The sequence below is a fragment of the [Collinsella] massiliensis genome, from assembly GCF_002161605.1.
Classification (GTDB): Bacteria; Actinomycetota; Coriobacteriia; order Coriobacteriales; family Coriobacteriaceae; genus Enorma.
Window position 1 is genome coordinate 118,856 of record NZ_NFIE01000002.1, and the last position, 16,552, is coordinate 135,407.

The 16,552-nt window shown below is 65.1% G+C and carries 7 protein-coding genes; 6 read left to right on the forward strand and 1 reads right to left on the reverse strand.

Translation table 11 applies throughout. The features are described from left to right. The first annotated feature begins 139 nt into the window (after positions 1–139). The 4 genes from B5G02_RS01330 to B5G02_RS01345 all read left to right on the forward strand — a co-directional run bounded on the left by B5G02_RS01330 (position 140) and on the right by B5G02_RS01345 (position 10,232). Entirely contained in the window at positions 140–1,018 is an 879-nt protein-coding gene (locus tag B5G02_RS01330; protein ID WP_094334879.1) for a PHP domain-containing protein, read from the forward strand. Further along, positions 1,011–2,426, forward strand: coding sequence for a lipase family protein (locus tag B5G02_RS01335; RefSeq protein ID WP_241146114.1), 1,416 nt, complete (start codon positions 1,011–1,013; stop codon positions 2,424–2,426). Before B5G02_RS01330 ends, B5G02_RS01335 begins: the two co-directional genes overlap by 8 nt. A 701-nt stretch (positions 2,427–3,127) precedes the next feature. After that, entirely contained in the window at positions 3,128–9,646 is a 6,519-nt protein-coding gene (locus tag B5G02_RS01340) for a Spy0128 family protein (protein WP_162609741.1), read from the forward strand. 67 nt (positions 9,647–9,713) lie between these two features. After that, positions 9,714–10,232, forward strand: coding sequence for an HTH domain-containing protein (locus tag B5G02_RS01345; protein WP_094334881.1), 519 nt, complete (start codon positions 9,714–9,716; stop codon positions 10,230–10,232). A gap of 331 nt (positions 10,233–10,563) precedes the next feature. Here the strand turns inward: B5G02_RS01345 and rlmD are convergent, their stop codons facing one another. Continuing rightward, positions 10,564–11,811: a 23S rRNA (uracil(1939)-C(5))-methyltransferase RlmD gene (gene rlmD, locus B5G02_RS01350; RefSeq protein WP_094334882.1), complete on the reverse strand. Its 1,248-nt coding sequence runs from the start codon at positions 11,809–11,811 to the stop codon at positions 10,564–10,566. 253 nt (positions 11,812–12,064) lie between these two features. Between rlmD and B5G02_RS01355 the strand changes: the two genes are divergently transcribed. Both B5G02_RS01355 and B5G02_RS01360 read left to right on the forward strand, forming a co-directional pair. Further along, positions 12,065–14,734, forward strand: coding sequence for an ABC transporter ATP-binding protein/permease (locus B5G02_RS01355; protein ID WP_094334883.1), 2,670 nt, complete (start codon positions 12,065–12,067; stop codon positions 14,732–14,734). 632 nt (positions 14,735–15,366) lie between these two features. After that, positions 15,367–16,032 (forward strand): ATP-binding protein, encoded by a 666-nt coding sequence (locus B5G02_RS01360; protein WP_094334884.1) that lies wholly within the window; start codon positions 15,367–15,369, stop codon positions 16,030–16,032. Positions 16,033–16,552 lie beyond the last annotated feature (520 nt).

Sequence of the window (16,552 nt, forward strand, 5' to 3'; positions counted from 1 at the left end):
CGCGAAGCCCGGCATTTTGCCCCGTTGCGTCAAAGAACCACGGCATAATGGCATAAACATGGACGCCGCCGGCACAATCGGGCGGCATCGCGCTCGTCCGCGGCGCCACCGTGCGCGGCGGGCGGAAAGGCTGGGCATCATGACGCTCGACATCAGAACCGACATCCACACACACACCCTGTTCTCGCGCCACGCATACTCGACCCTCGCGGAAAACGTCGCGGCCGCCCGCGCCGCCGGGCTCGAGCTCCTGGGTTCGTCCGACCACTTCAGCTGCATGCTCTACCCCGAGCAGCACCTGCGCAACTTCCAGTTCTTCACGAACCAGGTCATCTGGCCGCGCACCTGGGACGGCGTCACGCTGCTGCGCGCGGCCGAGGTCGACATCGCCACGCTCGAGGGCGGGTTCTTCGGCCAGGACATCATCTCGACGGACAACATCACGACCGACCGCTGCACGCGCGGCGAGAGCCTCTTCCACCGCGTCACCAAGGGGCTCGATTACCTCGTCGCGAGCGTGCACGACCGCAGCTTCGCCCAGAGCGCCTCCATCGCGCAGACGACCGAGATGTACCTGCGCGTGCTCGCCAAGCCGCGCGTGTTCGTGCTCGGCCACACCGGCCGCGCGGGCGTGCCGTTCGACCTGGACGAGGTGCTCACGGCCGCCAAGGAGCGCGGCAAGCTCATCGAGATCAACGAGCACAGCCTCGAGGGCGACCGCACGGGCGGGACGGTGGACACGTGCCGCCGCATCGCGGAGCGTTGCGCCGAGCTGGGCGTGGGCATCTCGGTGTCGAGCGACGCGCACATGGCGTACCAGATCGGCCAGTTCCCCACCACGAAGCGCATGCTCGAGGAGATTCACTTCCCGCAGGAGCTCATCATGAACCGCGACCGCGCCACGATGCTCGGGGCGCTCGCGAACGCGGGCGTCTGCGACCTGCGCTACCTCGCAGACGAGGCGTCCGCGCAGGCGGCGGGCGAAGCGGGCGAGCAGGCCGGGGGCGACCGTGCGTGACGCGCGCGGCATGACCTCGGTGCTGCGTGCGGCGCTCGTCCGCGTGCCGCTCGCGGTGGGCATCGTGCTCGCGACGCTGCTTTTGGTGGCGGCGTTCTCGCTGCTCTATCGCTACGAGCAGGCGCGCCGCGGCCTGGGCGGCGTCGATTCCGGCGCGCGTCCGCAGGCGGCGTACGCCGAGACCGCGGTGGCCGCGGGGTGCTACGAGATCGAGGCGGCGCTCACGTTCTTCGAGACGGGCGCGCGCGAGGCGGTGGCGCCGCTCGTCTGGGACGACGCCTGGGCGGTCGCCGACCCCTACATATATAACCATGAGCTCGCGCGCACGGCCTCCGTGCTCTCGTCGCTCGCATACGCGGAGTCGGGCCACTACCAGTCGGGCGCGGACGGCCCCGCGTATATGGAGGAGGCGCTGCACGGCCTGGGCTTCACCGAGGTCAGCACCGAGTCGTACCGCTACCGCAGCGAGATCGTCGATCAGGTGCTCAACGTGTTCACGAGCGAGGAGGACTCGGTCGCCTATGCCATGGCGCGCAAGCGCGTGGCGGTGGGGGACGAGGCCCGGTCGGTGATCGTGGTCGCGGTGCGCGGCAGCTACGGGGCGGAATGGGTGAGCAACCTGTACCTGCACGACGAGCGGTCGGTGGCCGAAGGGCTCGAGGGGTACCACCGCGGCTACTCGGACGCCGCGGACGAGATCTATGCGGCGCTCGAGCCGTGGGTGCGCGAGAGCCATGCGCGCGGCGACGACGTGACCGTCGTGCTCACGGGGCACAGCCGCGGCGGTGCCATAGCGAACATCGTCGCGGCGATGGCAGATGACGAGCTCGCGGGGTGCGGAGTCTCGGGTGAGGGCGAGGCGGCCGAGGATGACGCCGCTCGCGACGCCGCGGACGCGCCCGACGCCCCGATGGGCCTCGCGTCCGGCGACGCCGTGTGCGCCTACACCTTCGCCTCGCCCGGCTGCACGACGAGCGCCTCGGCCTCGGATGCGCGCTACAACAACATCTTCAACATCGTGAACCCCGCGGACATGATGACCTACCTGCCGCTTTCCGCTTGGGGCTACGATCGCTACGGCGTGGACATCGAGCTTCCCGGCCTGGACGACGAGTCCTTCGCCGAGCGGTTCGAGGCATTTTGCTCCAGCTACGAGCAGCTGGTCGGCGCGGACGCGGCGGGCGAGGGGAGCCCGTACGACCCCGAGAACGAGCGGGCGGTGCGCTCGGTCATCGACGACGTGAGCGCCAAGGTCGCGTCGGTTTCCGAGCTCACGACGCCGGGCGGGATGGCCTCCGTGGTGCAGGCGCTCGTCGCGCACATCGACCCGTTCCAGATCCTGCACGGCCACTACCAGAGCGTGTACGTAGCCTGGATGCTTTCGCTTGACGAGGATGTGCTCATGTAAATTTACCCCAGGGGTATTTTTACATCCTCCTCAAGGAGAGCTTCGACACGCGATGTGCTGATGGATGTAAAAATACCCCTGGGGTAAATTTACATGCCCCTCGCGGCAACGCTGTGGACGAGGGCAACGCATCTGCCCTGCTTGTATTTCCTCATGCGAGGCGCCGCCGAAACATAAGTATGTAGTTTTTATGAATCTGTCGCGACGGATGTAACCCCGCATTGAGGGGGCACCCCCTCGTGCGGCCGTTCGCCCGCGCGGCATTGGCAAAGGTGACGCCGAAAAATCCGGCATGAATCACAAATCCGCCGACGGGGGGTTGCGCTCATCCTGGGCGGCTAGAGCACAAAAACATACCCCCCGCCAATAGTTCTGAGCTGGGCATTTTTGCTATCTGCACTGCCCGATAATGCAGCGTGAATGATTGTTGGCCGCCCGTCGGCCGCGGCGTTTCGACCCCACGGGGGCCGGGCGCCGTTGACGAGTTCGAGACAACGCAGCTTAAACGCAGGAGTTGAGGAGTCGCCATGATGAGACAAACCAGGAACGCGCGTCCCGCGCATGCGTCCGGAAAAACGCCACGGGGGGGGGTCACTCGCAAGCTGAGGGGCTTTATCGCCGCGGCGTTCGTAGCGGTCGCCGTTCTCGTGGCGGTGCCGGTACTCGCACAGGCCGCTTTGGCCGACTACACTGTGCCAGGCGTGACGCCCAACGGCACGACGATCAACCTGTTCGACTACTGGTTGACCACGCAGAATGGTGCGGACAACTCGGATCCGTATGGCGCAAACAATGCTGGCATCAACGATGGCCATAGCCTGAAGTTCCGCCAGTCCGGTGGTAACGTGTCCGACGGGGGAACGGGAAGGATCAACGGCTACACCGGTGGTTCACAACCCAACCAGGGCCTTGTGAACAACACGCTCACCGACGGATACCCGACCCTCTCGGGCGCGAAGGGCGGTACAAGGAATCAGTCCCTCGCGTACCTCTTCAACGGCGAGCCGGTTGACGGCAAGGCGGCGTACCCCAACGTGAGCGGCCTGCTCCAGGTCGATTCCGACGGCTATTACTACTACAACTGCAAGGATAACTTCGCATCGTTCGATGCGGCGACCAACAGCTTCACGCTGTACGATAAACCCGCGGTCGAGGAAGGCCAGTTCTTCCCGTTCAACACGGCGGAGCAGGTGTTCAACGAGGGGCGCAACGGACTGCAAAACAAAATCACTGATGCTGACAATTCGGTGCTCAACCATTACTTCGGTATGACGATGTCCACCCGCTTCATCCAGTCGGAGGGCGGCCTGATCGACGGCAATGAGAACAAGCCGGTCACCTACAACTTCTCCGGCGATGATGATGTGTGGGTCTATATCGACGGCGTGCTCGTGGGCGACCTCGGCGGCATCCACGGTGCTACGTCGCTCGAGATTAACTTCGCCACGGGCGATGTGTACGTGTACGGCGACGGGAACGGCAACAACGAGTACGATAACGCTCGGACTGACACGCTGTATCAGCACACGACGATTCGCGCGTGCTTTGAGGATGCGTACAACACGCAGAGCCCCACCGGCTTCAATGACAACACCTTCTCCGACGGCTCCTACCACACGCTGAACTTCTTCTACCTCGAGCGCGGCAACTCCGCCTCCAACATGTCGCTCAAGTACAACCTTGAGACCATCCCCGAGTCGGGCGTCAAGAAGATCTCGCAGGACAACGATCCTCTCGGAAACGTGCAGTTCGTTCTCACGCCGACCGACGAGAGCTATCAGCCCCTTGCCAACGCGCAGACTATCAACGCGACGACCGACTGGGCGACGGGCGAGCTCGTCTTCTCCTACACGGATGAGGCTTCCGGCCAGGATCGTCCCTACACGCTGGAACAGCTCGGCAACATCAGTCGCTGGTGGATCCTGCAGGAGGACGCGGACAGCGTCCCGGCGGGATACCGCAACGCCGGTACGGTCGAGATGCGTTTCTCGAATGCGCAGCAGAACGATGCGTCCAAGGGCGCGGGCATGCTGCTTGCCAGCAACCAGTGGGCGACGGGCGCGTACTCCCAGGCGCGGGTGACCGTCACCGCGCCGGATACGCTTGCCGTCGACGGTGGTGGAACCCATGATGTCGACAAAGGAACCGTCTTCGCCGTGGTGATGCAGAAGGGCGCGGATGGCGAGTGGTACCCGGTCTCGGGCGATGCGTTCACAGGCTGGAACGTTGCCACGACTAACGACAAGGCTGCAATCATCGCAGCCGCCAAGGCGAACCAGAACGCGTTTACCGTGGGATCCGGCGGCGCGTATCAGGTCGAGATCGACAACCTGCCGGGCGACATCACGACGTACGAGTACGTCATCAATACGTTCGGCGCAAACGACAACAACGACCCCGCCAAGTACTCAGTGAAGTATTACTGGACGAACGCGGATTCGCTGGATGCGCTTACCGACGCGAGCACGGTTGACGAACTCGATCCGAGCGGCAATGGAACTACGGGCACGAGCTTCGACCGCGTCTTCTCGGTGATGCTGAACATCCCCAACATCAAGAACGAGCTCTCGCTGGTCAAGACCGACGCCGAGACGAAGAATCCGATTGAGGGCGTGCAGTTCGCGCTCTACGCCGATGAGAACCAGGACGGCCAGGCGGACGACGGTACCGCGCTCAGCACCATGACCACCGACGAGAACGGCACGCTGCAGGTCTACTCCAGCACGGATGAGCAGATTCTCGCCAAGGGCAGCTATGTGCTCGAGGAGACCGCGCCCGACGGCTACGTTGACGAGACCGAGCCTATCCAGATCGTCGTGGACGACGAGGGCGTGCACGTCAACGCTGGCACCGATACGGACAACGTGACCGTGGAGACGGGCATCGGGCGCCTCGTGTACAGCATGAAGGGCTTTGCCGCGGGCGATAAGGTCGACGCGACGCTGCACGATGTCCAGGCGCAGCCCCAGTCCACCGCGAGCTACTCCGCGGACGCCGATTGGCAGAACGTCGCCGATACGGATCCCATCCACTACCACTACAACGACGAGGGCGATAACGAGCTCATCTACGTTGGTACGACGGAGGGCGTCGACAGCTACACCGCTCAGGCCGGTTGGTCGCGCCTGGATGTGACGCAGTGCCTTGAGCACGACGGCGCCGCAGACACGGACAAGCAGGATCTGGGCGACACCAACCTCAATGCGCTCTTCACCGGTAACGTGACCATCCACGTGACAAACAGGACCATCCCCGAGGACGCCACCCTCGACGGTGCCGAGAACCTCGTGGTGACCAAGAACCTCGTGGGCCGCGAGTGGCAGGACGGCGACTCGTTCAGCTTCACGCTGGCGGCCGATCCGGATGACGATACCACGGTGAAGGCCGTCGAGGACGGCACCGTGGTGCTGCCCGACAACGCCGACGACGGCACCGTCGTGGTGAGCAACGAAACGCAGGGCGACCCCAAGACCGCCGCCTTCGGTGACATCATCTTCAAGAGCGAGGGCACCTACAAGTTCATCATCACCGAGAACGACAGCGACGTGGCCGGCGTGTCCAAGGACGCGTCCACGAAGCACGTGACCGTCTTGGTGACCGACGAGAACGGCACGCTCGAGGCGAACGTGGTGGCCGAGGGCACCGACGAGCTCATCTTCACCAACACGGCCGACCTGACCGTCTCCGCCGCCGACGCGCTGCAGATCACCAAGAACCTGCATGCGAGCGCCGAGACCGCCGGCCTGGTGAACGCCGAAGCGGGCGCCTACCAGTTCACCATCAAGGCCGTCGCCACCGAGGGCGACAACCAGCCCACCGCCGCCGACGCGGCCGCCAAGCTGGGCCTGACGGACGACGAGACCGAGCTCACGGCCGACAGCGCCGCGCTCACGCAGGGCACGGGCGACAACGCGTACGTGTGGTCGGGCAGCTCCAACCCGCTCACGAACGACCTCACCTTCACGGCGGCCGATCGCGGCAAGACCTTCACCTACGAGGTCTCCGAGGTCGTGCCCAACCCCGCTGCGGACGGCTACGTGTACGACACCGCCACGCACACCGTCACGTACACGGTGAGCGCTGACACCGCGGCCGCGCTCTCGGTCGAGGTGCGCATCGACGGCGGCGACCCGGTCGCCACGGACGCCACGCCTACGGTTACCTTCGACAACGCCATCAAGGTCGCCACGATCGGCGGCGACGGCGCGGACACCGCGCTCAAGGTCCAGAAGACCGTGAACGTGGACACCGATAAGGACTTCGCGTTCGACCTCACGCTGGCGAGCGCCAAGGATGGCGAGGGTAACAACATCGACGGCGCCGTGTTCGAGACCGGCGACGATGGCGCGCTGACCGCCTTCGACGGCATGACCGCCACGATCGACGGCGCCTTCAATGCCGACAACAAGCTCACGCAGACCGCGAGCTTCGACAAGATCACCTTCACCAAGCCGGGCACCTACACCTTCAACGTGGAGGAGTCGACGACCGGCACCGGTGACGGTTGGATCTATGACACCGATACGAAGACCATCGAGGTCAAGGTCGACAACGACATGAACGTGACGGTCAACCCCGCGAACGCCACGGTTTCCTTCACGAACACCTACGGCGCCAGCGGCGACCTGCCGCTCGACGGCTCGGGCGCCATCAAGCTCACCAAGGAGCTCACCGGCCGCGACTGGGTGGACGGCGACACCTTCACGTTCACGCTCTCGGGCAAGAACGTGACCCCGGGCGCCGACGAGACGGCGGGCTTCGAGCTGCCCGCGACCACCGAGGTGACGGTTAGCTACGCTGACGCGGTCAAGGCCGCGGGCGAGGGCAACGCCACCGAGGGCGTCGCGGTGCCGTTCAGCTTCGGCGCTATCAAGTTCACCCAGACGGGCACCTATGAGTTCACGGTGACCGAGGGCGACATTAACGAGGAGCACGTGTCCAACATGAGCGGCACCTCGGTGACCTACCGCGTCGTGGTGGAAGACAACACGCAGGACGGCAAGCTCGAGGTGGGCGCGCCCGTGGTGACTACCCAGACCGGTTCCAGCGCGTTCGTGAACGTCTACAACCCGGACGCCGCGCTCGCCGGTCTGACGGCGACCAAGACCGTCAACGGCCTGTCGCAGGGTATCTCGCCCGACCTCTTCACCTTCCAGATCAAGGCGGTCTCCGCCCCTGACGGCGTGACGGCGCCCATGCCGAGCAACGCGCAGGCCGCGGGCGACGGCACCTACACCGTCACCAACGACGTGGACGGCGCCATCAACTTCGGTACCTTCCGCTTCGCCGAGCCGGGCACCTACACCTACACCGTGAGCGAGGTCGCGGGCAACCAGACCGGCGTGACGTATGACGACAGCACGTTTACGGTGGTGTACAACGTGACCGACCACCCCGATACGGGGGCGCTGACCGCCGAGATGACCGTACACGAGGGCGACTCTGCCGACGGTACCGTGGTTGACTCGATCGTGTTCGCCAACACGTACGATCCCGAGGACGTGACGGTCGACCCGACCCCCGACGATGCGTCGACGGGCTTCTCGGGCACCAAGACCGTGACGAACGAGCATGGCGACTACGGCGCGATCGCGGACGGTGACTTCCAGTTCACGATGAAGAACATCGTTGTGCCCACCGGCGTGACCGCGCCCGAGCCGAGCAACGGCTCCACGGTGGACGTGCAGGCTGACGGCAGCTTCGACTTCGGCACGCTGACCTTCTCCGAGCCCGGCACCTACACCTATGAGGTGCGCGAGGTGTCCGGGAACGAGGACGGCGTCACCTACAGCGACGCGGTCTACACGCTCTCCTACACCATCGAGGACCAGGACGGCAAGCTCACGGTGACGGATCAGTCCATCACCAATGCCGACGGCACGGCCGTTGACGGCACAGCCCTGAACTTCGAGAACATCTACAACGATGGCCAGACCGAGTACACCATCGGCGGCACCAAGGTGCTGGAGACCAACGGCTACCAGGGCGCGTCGCTCACCGAGGGCGCCTACACCTTCGTCCTCGTGGACGAGGAGGGCAACGAGGTCGACCGTGTGACCAACGGTGCGGCCACGGATAACACCGCGACGTTCCAGTTCGACCCGATCACCTACAACGAGGCCGGCACGCACACCTACACGGTGTACGAGCTCGGTGCCGACGGCCAGCCGGGTACGGGCGGTACGGATGATGCGCGCGTGACGCACTCCGACGCGGCCTACACCGTGACGGTGACCGTGACCGCGTCCAACGACGGCCGCGGGCTCGCCGCCTCGGCTGACGTGCAGAACGCCGACATCACCTTCACCAACACCTACGAGCCCACGCCCGTGGTGGTCGGTCCCAACGGCTCCGCCAAGATCGAGGGCACCAAGGTGCTCGACGTGGCCGAGGGCAACGACCGCGCCATGAAGGCCGGCGAGTTCGAGTTCCTGCTGCTGCAGAACGACCAGGTGGTCAGCCGCACCACCAACGACGAGAACGGCAACTTCGTCTTCGACGACATCACCTTCGACAAGGCGGGCACGTACACCTATGCGGTGAGCGAGATCAACACCGGCCTGGGCGGCATCACCTACGACAGCACGGTCTACACCGTGACGGTCGAGGTGACCGAGAACGCCGACACGCACGCGCTCGAAGCCACGGTGACCTACACGGATCCGACCGACATCTCCAAGCCGGCGGACGCCATGACGTTCACCAACAGCTACAAGGCCACGGGCACCACGATCGTGCTCGGCGCGAGCAAGGAGCTCAAGAACGGCACGCTCGCCGACGGGCAGTTCACCTTTGAGCTCACGGGCTCCGAGGGCGCGCCGATGCCCGAGAGCACCAAGGTCACCAACCTGGCTGACGGCTCGGTGAGCTTCGGTACCGTGACCTTCGACAAGGTGGGCGAGTACGACTACACCATCACCGAGGTTAACGACGGCCAGGAGGGCATCACCTACGACGAGGACGCCACGCGCACCATCCACGTGAGCGTGACCGACAGCGGCGAGGGTTACCTCACGGCATACGTGACCTTCGGCGCGGACGGCTCGCACTTCGTGAACACGAGCACGTCGACCACCGTCCCCGGCACGGGTGACGGTTCGGGTAGCGGCGACGCGCTCGTCGGGACGGGCGGCTTCCTGCTCGGCGCGACGGCTCTCGTGGCGATCGCGGGCGCGGGCGCGGTGACGGCCGGCGCGGTCATGCGCCGCCGCAAGCGCTAGCAACGCCTGAACACTGAGCGAGGGCCCTGGGTGCACCGCCCGGGGCCCTCGCTGTATGGATGGGAGGATGAACGAGGTGTCGCGCGCGTTCACGCCACAGGAGCAGGCCTATCTGGCATCGCTGCCTGCGGTTTCGTCGGTGAGTGAGAACACGATCACCTATGCGCCGCAGTTTCGCGCGTCGTGCATGGACCGCTACTACGCGGGCGAGTCCCCCGCGGAGATCTTCCGGTCGGAGGGGCTCGACCCGGCGCTGATCGGGGCGAAGCGCATCGAGCGCTGCGTGGCGCGCTGGCGCCACTCCGTTCCGCAGCGCGAGACGCCCACGCCGCCGGCCAAGCGCGACCTGGCGGTGGAGAATCGCATCCTGCGGAGCCGGGCGGCGGCGCTCGAGGGGCTCGTGGAGCTGGCGCGTGCGCGTGAGGGCCGCGTGGTGCCCAAGGCGCGGCGGTTCGAGCTCATCGAGGAGCTGCGCGGGCGCATGGACGACCTCTCGCTCACGGCCGCGTGCGAGGCGCTCGGCGTGTCCGAGGGCGGCTACTACCACTGGCGCGCGCGGCGCGACGCGCAGGGGGAGGGCATGTAAATTTACCCCAGGGGTATTTTTACATGGGTTGGTTGGGGACGTGTTCCTTTCAACCCATTTTCCGGAGCGTTGAGGTCTCTCGAACAGGTTGGCGCCTCGGTATCGGGCGGTTTTTTCGCGCCGGGGATGGCTTGCAAACCCAAACTGCGCGAAACGAGCGGTTTATCGGCACCCCCGCAAGTAGCAAGGGGTCACGCGCCAACAAAATCGCAGGTAGCGAGGTTGCCGATTTCCCGGCTACTTGGACACCCCCGTATAAACCGTTCGTTTCGCTCACTTTGGGAATCCGGCGCAAAAATGGGTTGGTTGGAACGCGTCCCCAATCAACCCATTACGCGCGAGCGAGGACGGCAACGGTCTCGACGTGCTCCGTGTGCGGGAACATGTCCACGGGCGTGAGGCGCAGCAGCCGGTAGCCGCCCGTTCCGAGCACCTCGAGGTCGCGCGCCTGCGTCACGGGGTTGCAGCTGATGTAGACGATGCGCCGCGGCTCCGTGGCCATCGCGGCTTCGAGGAAGGCGGGCGTGGAGCCGGCGCGCGGCGGGTCGAGCGCCACCACGTCGTAGCGCGCGCCCTCGACGGCGGCTTTCCGCAGGTAGGCGGTGGCGTCCGCAGCCACGAAGGTCGCCTGCTCCGGCGTAAGGCCGTTGAGCCGCGCGTTGAGCCGCGCATCCGCCACGCCCGATTCGTTCTGCTCGATACCCAGCAGGTGCACTGGCGTGCCGCTCTGGGCCGTCGCATGCGCCGCGCACAGGCCGATCGTGCCGCTCCCGCAGTAGGCGTCCACGAGGATGTCGTTCGGCCGGAGCGCCATGCCCTCGATCGCCAGCTGGTAGAGCACCTCGGTCTGCTGGGGGTTCGTCTGGTAGAACGACGTGGGCGAGATGGCGAACGTGCATCCCAGCAGCTCATCGTGCATGCACGGCTCGCCGACGAGCACGCGCGTCTCCGGCCCCAGGATGGCGTTGCCGGGGCGCGGGTTCACGTTCTGCGCCACGCAGGTGATGCGCGGGCTCAGGGCGAGGAGCTCGCGCGCGAACTCCTGCTCGCGCGGCAGGTCTCGGTTGGTCGTCACAACGGTGAGCACGCCCTCGTCCGTGCGCCAGCCCAGGCGCACCACGGCGTGGCGCAGCAGGCCGCGGTGAGTGTCCTCGTCGTAGGCGCGCATGCCCAGGCTCTCGGCCACGCGCGCGACCTCGTTCAGGATGCGCCGCGCGCCGGGTGCCTCGACGGCGCAGTCCGCGGCGGGCACGATCCGGTGCGTCCCCGCGGCGTAGAACCCGCAGGCGATGCGCCCGTTCGGCAGCGGCGCGAAGGGGGTCGTCGCCTTGTAGCGAAATGCGCGGGGCGAGGCGAGCTTGCCCTCGGTCGCAGAGGTGCCGCCCATGCCGCGGATGGGGTCGATCTCCACGTCCCAGCCGAAGCGGTCGAGAAGCGGCCGGAACAGCTCCTCCATCGCCGCCTGCTTGCGCTTGAGCTGCTTTTTGTACGGCACACCCAGCCACGCGCAGCCGCCGCATGCGCGCATGATGGGGCAGGGGCCGGCGTTGTCCTTTTCCAAGCGCGTCCGCTTCGACATGGGCGTTCCTTATCCGCGAGGTGATACGTCAGCGCGGTGATAATTTGGTGTCAGTCACCTTTTTATCATGCGCGGGCGCGTGATAAAAAGGTGACTGACACCAAATTATCACCACGCCATTTTCTCACACCGGCGCCCCGCCCGCACCCGCCGCCCGCACCCGCCGCCCGCCGCACCCACCCCGCGCTCCCGCACCCGCACAGCCCCCGAAATGGGTACCATAGGGCAAGCAACATCGAAGAAAGGCAGCGCCGTGCTCGAGCTCAAAGGCATCACGAAGGACTACGCGTCGGGCGAGAACGTCGTCCATGCGCTCAAGGGCATCTCCGTCACGTTCCGCGACCGCGAGTTCGTGAGCATCCTCGGCCAGTCCGGCTGCGGCAAGACCACGCTGCTCAACATCATCGGCGGCCTCGACCAGTACACCCGCGGCGACCTCGTCATCAACGGGCGCTCCACCAAGAGCTACCGCGACCGCGACTGGGACACGTACCGCAACCACAGCGTGGGCTTCGTCTTCCAAAGCTACAACCTCATCCCGCACCAGACGGTGCTCGCGAACGTCGAGATGGCCCTCCTCCTCTCCGGCACGCCCAAGGCCGAGCGCCGTCGCCGCGCGGAGGAGGCCCTGCGCCGCGTGGGCCTGGGCGACCACCTGAAGAAGCGCCCCAACCAGCTCTCCGGCGGCCAGATGCAGCGCGTGGCCATCGCCCGCGCCATCGTGAACGACCCGGAGATCGTCCTGGCCGACGAGCCCACGGGCGCGCTCGACACCGACACCTCCGTCGAGGTCATGGAGATCCTGAAGGAGCTCAGCCGCGACCGCCTCGTCATCATGGTCACGCACAACCCGCAGCTCGCGGAGGAATACTCCGACCGCATCGTGCGCATCAAGGACGGCCTCATCACGAGCGACTCCGACCCGGTGGACCCCGCGCGCGAGCGCCTCACCCAGGAGCAGATCCAGGAGCACGCGGTGGCCGACGCGCGCAAGGGCAAGCGCTCCATGAGCTTCCTCTCGGCGCTCAGCCTCTCGTTCAACAACCTCATGACCAAGAAGGGCCGCACGTTCCTCACGGCCTTCGCCGGGTCGATCGGCATCATCGGCATCGCACTCATCCTGTCGCTCTCGGACGGCACGCAGAACTACATCAAGGACACCGAGGAATCCACGATGGGCAGCTACCCGCTCACCATCAACGCCACGAGCATGGACATGGCGAGCATGATGACCTCGATGATGGGCACGAGCGACGAGCTGAGCTCGGCGAACGAGTCCGGCGCGGTGGAGTCGAAGGACCTCGTGACCGACATGGTGTCCGGCCTGGCTAACGGCGCGACCGAAAACGACATGGAGGCCATCAAGGCCTGGCTCGACACGAACCCCGGCGACATCGACGAACTCACCACCGCCATCGAGTACACCTACGCCACGCCCATCAACGTCTATAAATCCGACACGTCCAAGGGCGTGGAGCAGGTGAACCCCGCGACGGTGCTCGAGTCGCTCGGCATCGCGATGGGCGACACCCAGACCGAGATGATGTCGAGCATGTCGGGCGGGAGTGGCACGGCCTACGACGTGTGGACGGAGCTGCTGCCGAACCGCGACACCTGGGAGCGCGACTACGACGTGGTGGCCGGCCGCATGCCCGAGGCGTGGAACGAGGTGGTGATCTACGTCGACAAGAACGACCGCATCTCGGACTACACGCTCTACGCACTGGGCCTCATGGACCAAAGCGAGCTGCGCGGCATGATGGCGGATGTGATCGCGGGCGAGAAGGTTGAGGCGGCGGACACCACCACCTACACCTACGACGAGCTCATGGACCTCACGTTCAAGCTGCTGCCCGAGAGCGAGAAGTACGCCGAGCAGGCCGACGGCACCTGGGCGGACATGAGCGACGACACGGCGTACATGACCGAGGCCGTGAACGCGGCCGACGAGCTCAAGGTGGTGGGCATCGTGCGGCCGAGCGAGGACAATTCGAGCGGCAGCAACTGGGGCGCGGTGCTCTACACGCCCGAGCTCGTGGAGCACCTCATCGAGGAGGAGGACGCGAGCCCCGCGGTGCAGGCGCAGGAGGCCACGCCCGGCACGGACATCTTCACGGGCCTGCCGTTCGAGGAGAACACGGTGAGCCTCTCCATGGACGCCATCGAGCTCATGATCGGCCAGATGCCGAGCGACCAGGCCACGCAGCTCACGGAGTACATCGACGGCCTGCGCGCGGACGGCATGAGCGACGAGGACATCGCCGCGGCGTTCTCCGAGCAGATGGCCGCGCAGACCGATAACGCCACGTACGAGGGCAACCTCGAGATTCTGGGCAAGGCGAGCCTGGACGACCCGTCGAGCATCAGCATCTACCCGGTGGACTTCGAGGCGAAGGAAGAGATCGACCAGCTCATCGACGACTACAACGAGCAGATCCGGCAGGACGGCGAGGGCACGGAGATCCAGTACACGGACATCGTGGGCATGCTCATGTCGAGCGTGACGACCATCGTGAACGCGCTCACGTACATCCTCATCGCGTTCGTGGCCATCTCGCTCGTGGTGAGTTCCATCATGATCGGCATCATCACCTACATCAGCGTGCTCGAGCGCACGAAGGAGATCGGCATCCTGCGCGCCATCGGTGCGAGCAAGAAGGACGTGAGCCGCATCTTCACGGCCGAGACGTTCATCATCGGGCTCGTGAGCGGCGTGCTGGGCATCGTGGTGACGGTGCTGCTGGACATCCCCGTGAACGCGATCATCTACCAGGTGGCCGGTGTGGAGAACCTCGCGGCGGTGCCCCTGGGCGCGGGCGTGGTGCTCGTGCTCATCTCGGTGGGGCTCTCGTTCCTGGCCGGGTTGGCGCCGAGCCGCATGGCCGCGAAGAAGGACCCCGTGACCGCCCTGCGCACGGAGTAGGGGGCGGAGTGCCGGGGTGCCGGGGCGCGCGCGGTGATAAAATGGTGTCAGTCACCTTTTTATCACCTGGCCATCGAGGGCGCCGCTTGTCTCCCAGAATATGCAAATCCAGTCAGTAAGGCGGTCGAACGGCCGCCTTGTCTCCGAGAATATGCAATTCCAGGAGATAAGGCGAAGCGTGCGATAGGCGCCGCCCTCAAATTTATAACCTCACTTTAAGGTTATAAGTGAGGTCAATAAAACTGCAGGTAGAGGCACATTAACATCATTTCTGGCCTCATTACCTGAAGCAATAAATCAAGAAGTGAGGTCGATGGCCGCGGGTGATAACAAGGTGACTGACACCAATGCATCACTCAGACTCACACTCAGATTTCACTCAGAATCTGAGTGTGAATCTGAGTGATGTCTGAGTGACGCTTGAGTGATGGGCGAAATGTTGAGTGACGGTGATAAAAAAGTGACTGACACCTTTCTATCACTCGCGCGCAGGGTGTAAAACGCATCGCGTAGAGGTTGCGCGTTGGTGCTGCCGCGGCGGTTGGCCCGCGAACCTCAAGCGCTCGGACGAGGCGGCGGCAGAAATTGCCGGTTCATATATTGAAAACACGCTCGATGTGAGCATTCCGGCCATGGAGCTCAATCCGTCGGTGGCGGAGAAGCTGCTGAAAGCCTTGGCGATACACCTCGGCCAAGCAACGACGATCCAAACTCTTCGGCGCGATGCGAGCGGCGAGGGGGATGAAGCCGCCGTCGCGACGAGTACGGTCGAGCGCTATCTCGATGCGTTCAAGCGCATGTTCTTGATTGATGAAGTGCCCGGTTGGGAGCCTCCGCTTCGTGCGAAGGCGCGCGTCAGGGTAAAGCCTAAGCGGTATTTCGCGGATCCGTCGCTCGCCGCGCCATTGCTGCGGGCGACGCCGCAGCGCCTGCTGAAAGACACGCAGACGCTGGGCAATCTCTTTGAGACGCTGATGATGCGCGACTTGAACGCGATGGCCCACACGCTGCCGGGGTTCGGGAATGGGGTCTCATACTATCGGGATGATAAGGGGCTCGAGGTCGACGCGATCGTGGAAGTCGACGGCAACTGGGCGGGCATCGAGATCAAGCTGAGCGACGCGAAGGTGGAGGAGGCCGCGCGAAGCCTGCTGCGCCTGCGCGATAAGGTGCTCCAGAATCCCCGCGCGCGGAACGCGGAGCCGGCGTTCCTCGCGGTCGTCGTCGGACGGGGCGATCTCGCATACCGCCGTCCCGACGGCGTATATGTGATTCCCGCAGCGACGCTGACCGTGTAGGTACCGCGGAGAGGCGCGTGCCGCGGGTGAGGTGAGCGCCGTCCCCTGCCCGCCGCCGACCGCCGTGCGCGCCTTCGTGTGTAAAGTTGACAACTCTATGCATGAGGCCGTCCGCGAGGGCGACTTCGTGGTGAAAGTTGACGGGTTTGTGCATGAAGAGCGCTGGGCGCGTGCCGACCGCCGAGCGAGCGTCTGGCGCACTCCGGCCGAGCGCTGACCGCCGTCCGCCGCGCGCCGCATGCCAGCCACGCGCCAGCCGCCGAGCGCCGCGTGAGGGCGAAACCCTGCCGCCTACGGATGAAAAAGTTTCAACAAGTATCGAGCGTAAATTTGAAGTCATTTTTTTTTCCGCGATTTTGAGCCTCTGACGAGCGCAAACAGTAAGGGGGATAAGCATTTTTAGTAGGGGGCACCCCACAAAAATATCTGTAAACTATAGTTTACGCCACCTAGAATGAACCCTGTATACCGCTCGCTCGGGCGGGTACGCGTGCGCAAAAACAGGAGGATCCGCGCGCGG

Coding starts and splice junctions, on each gene's coding strand:
- B5G02_RS01345 (WP_094334881.1), top strand. CDS start 9,714: ATGAACGAGGTGTCGCGCGCGTTCACGCCACAGGAGCAGGCCTATCTG.
- B5G02_RS01360 (WP_094334884.1), top strand. CDS start 15,367: ATGGAGCTCAATCCGTCGGTGGCGGAGAAGCTGCTGAAAGCCTTGGCG.
- B5G02_RS01330 (WP_094334879.1), top strand. CDS start 140: ATGACGCTCGACATCAGAACCGACATCCACACACACACCCTGTTCTCG.
- rlmD (WP_094334882.1), bottom strand. CDS start 11,811: ATGTCGAAGCGGACGCGCTTGGAAAAGGACAACGCCGGCCCCTGCCCC.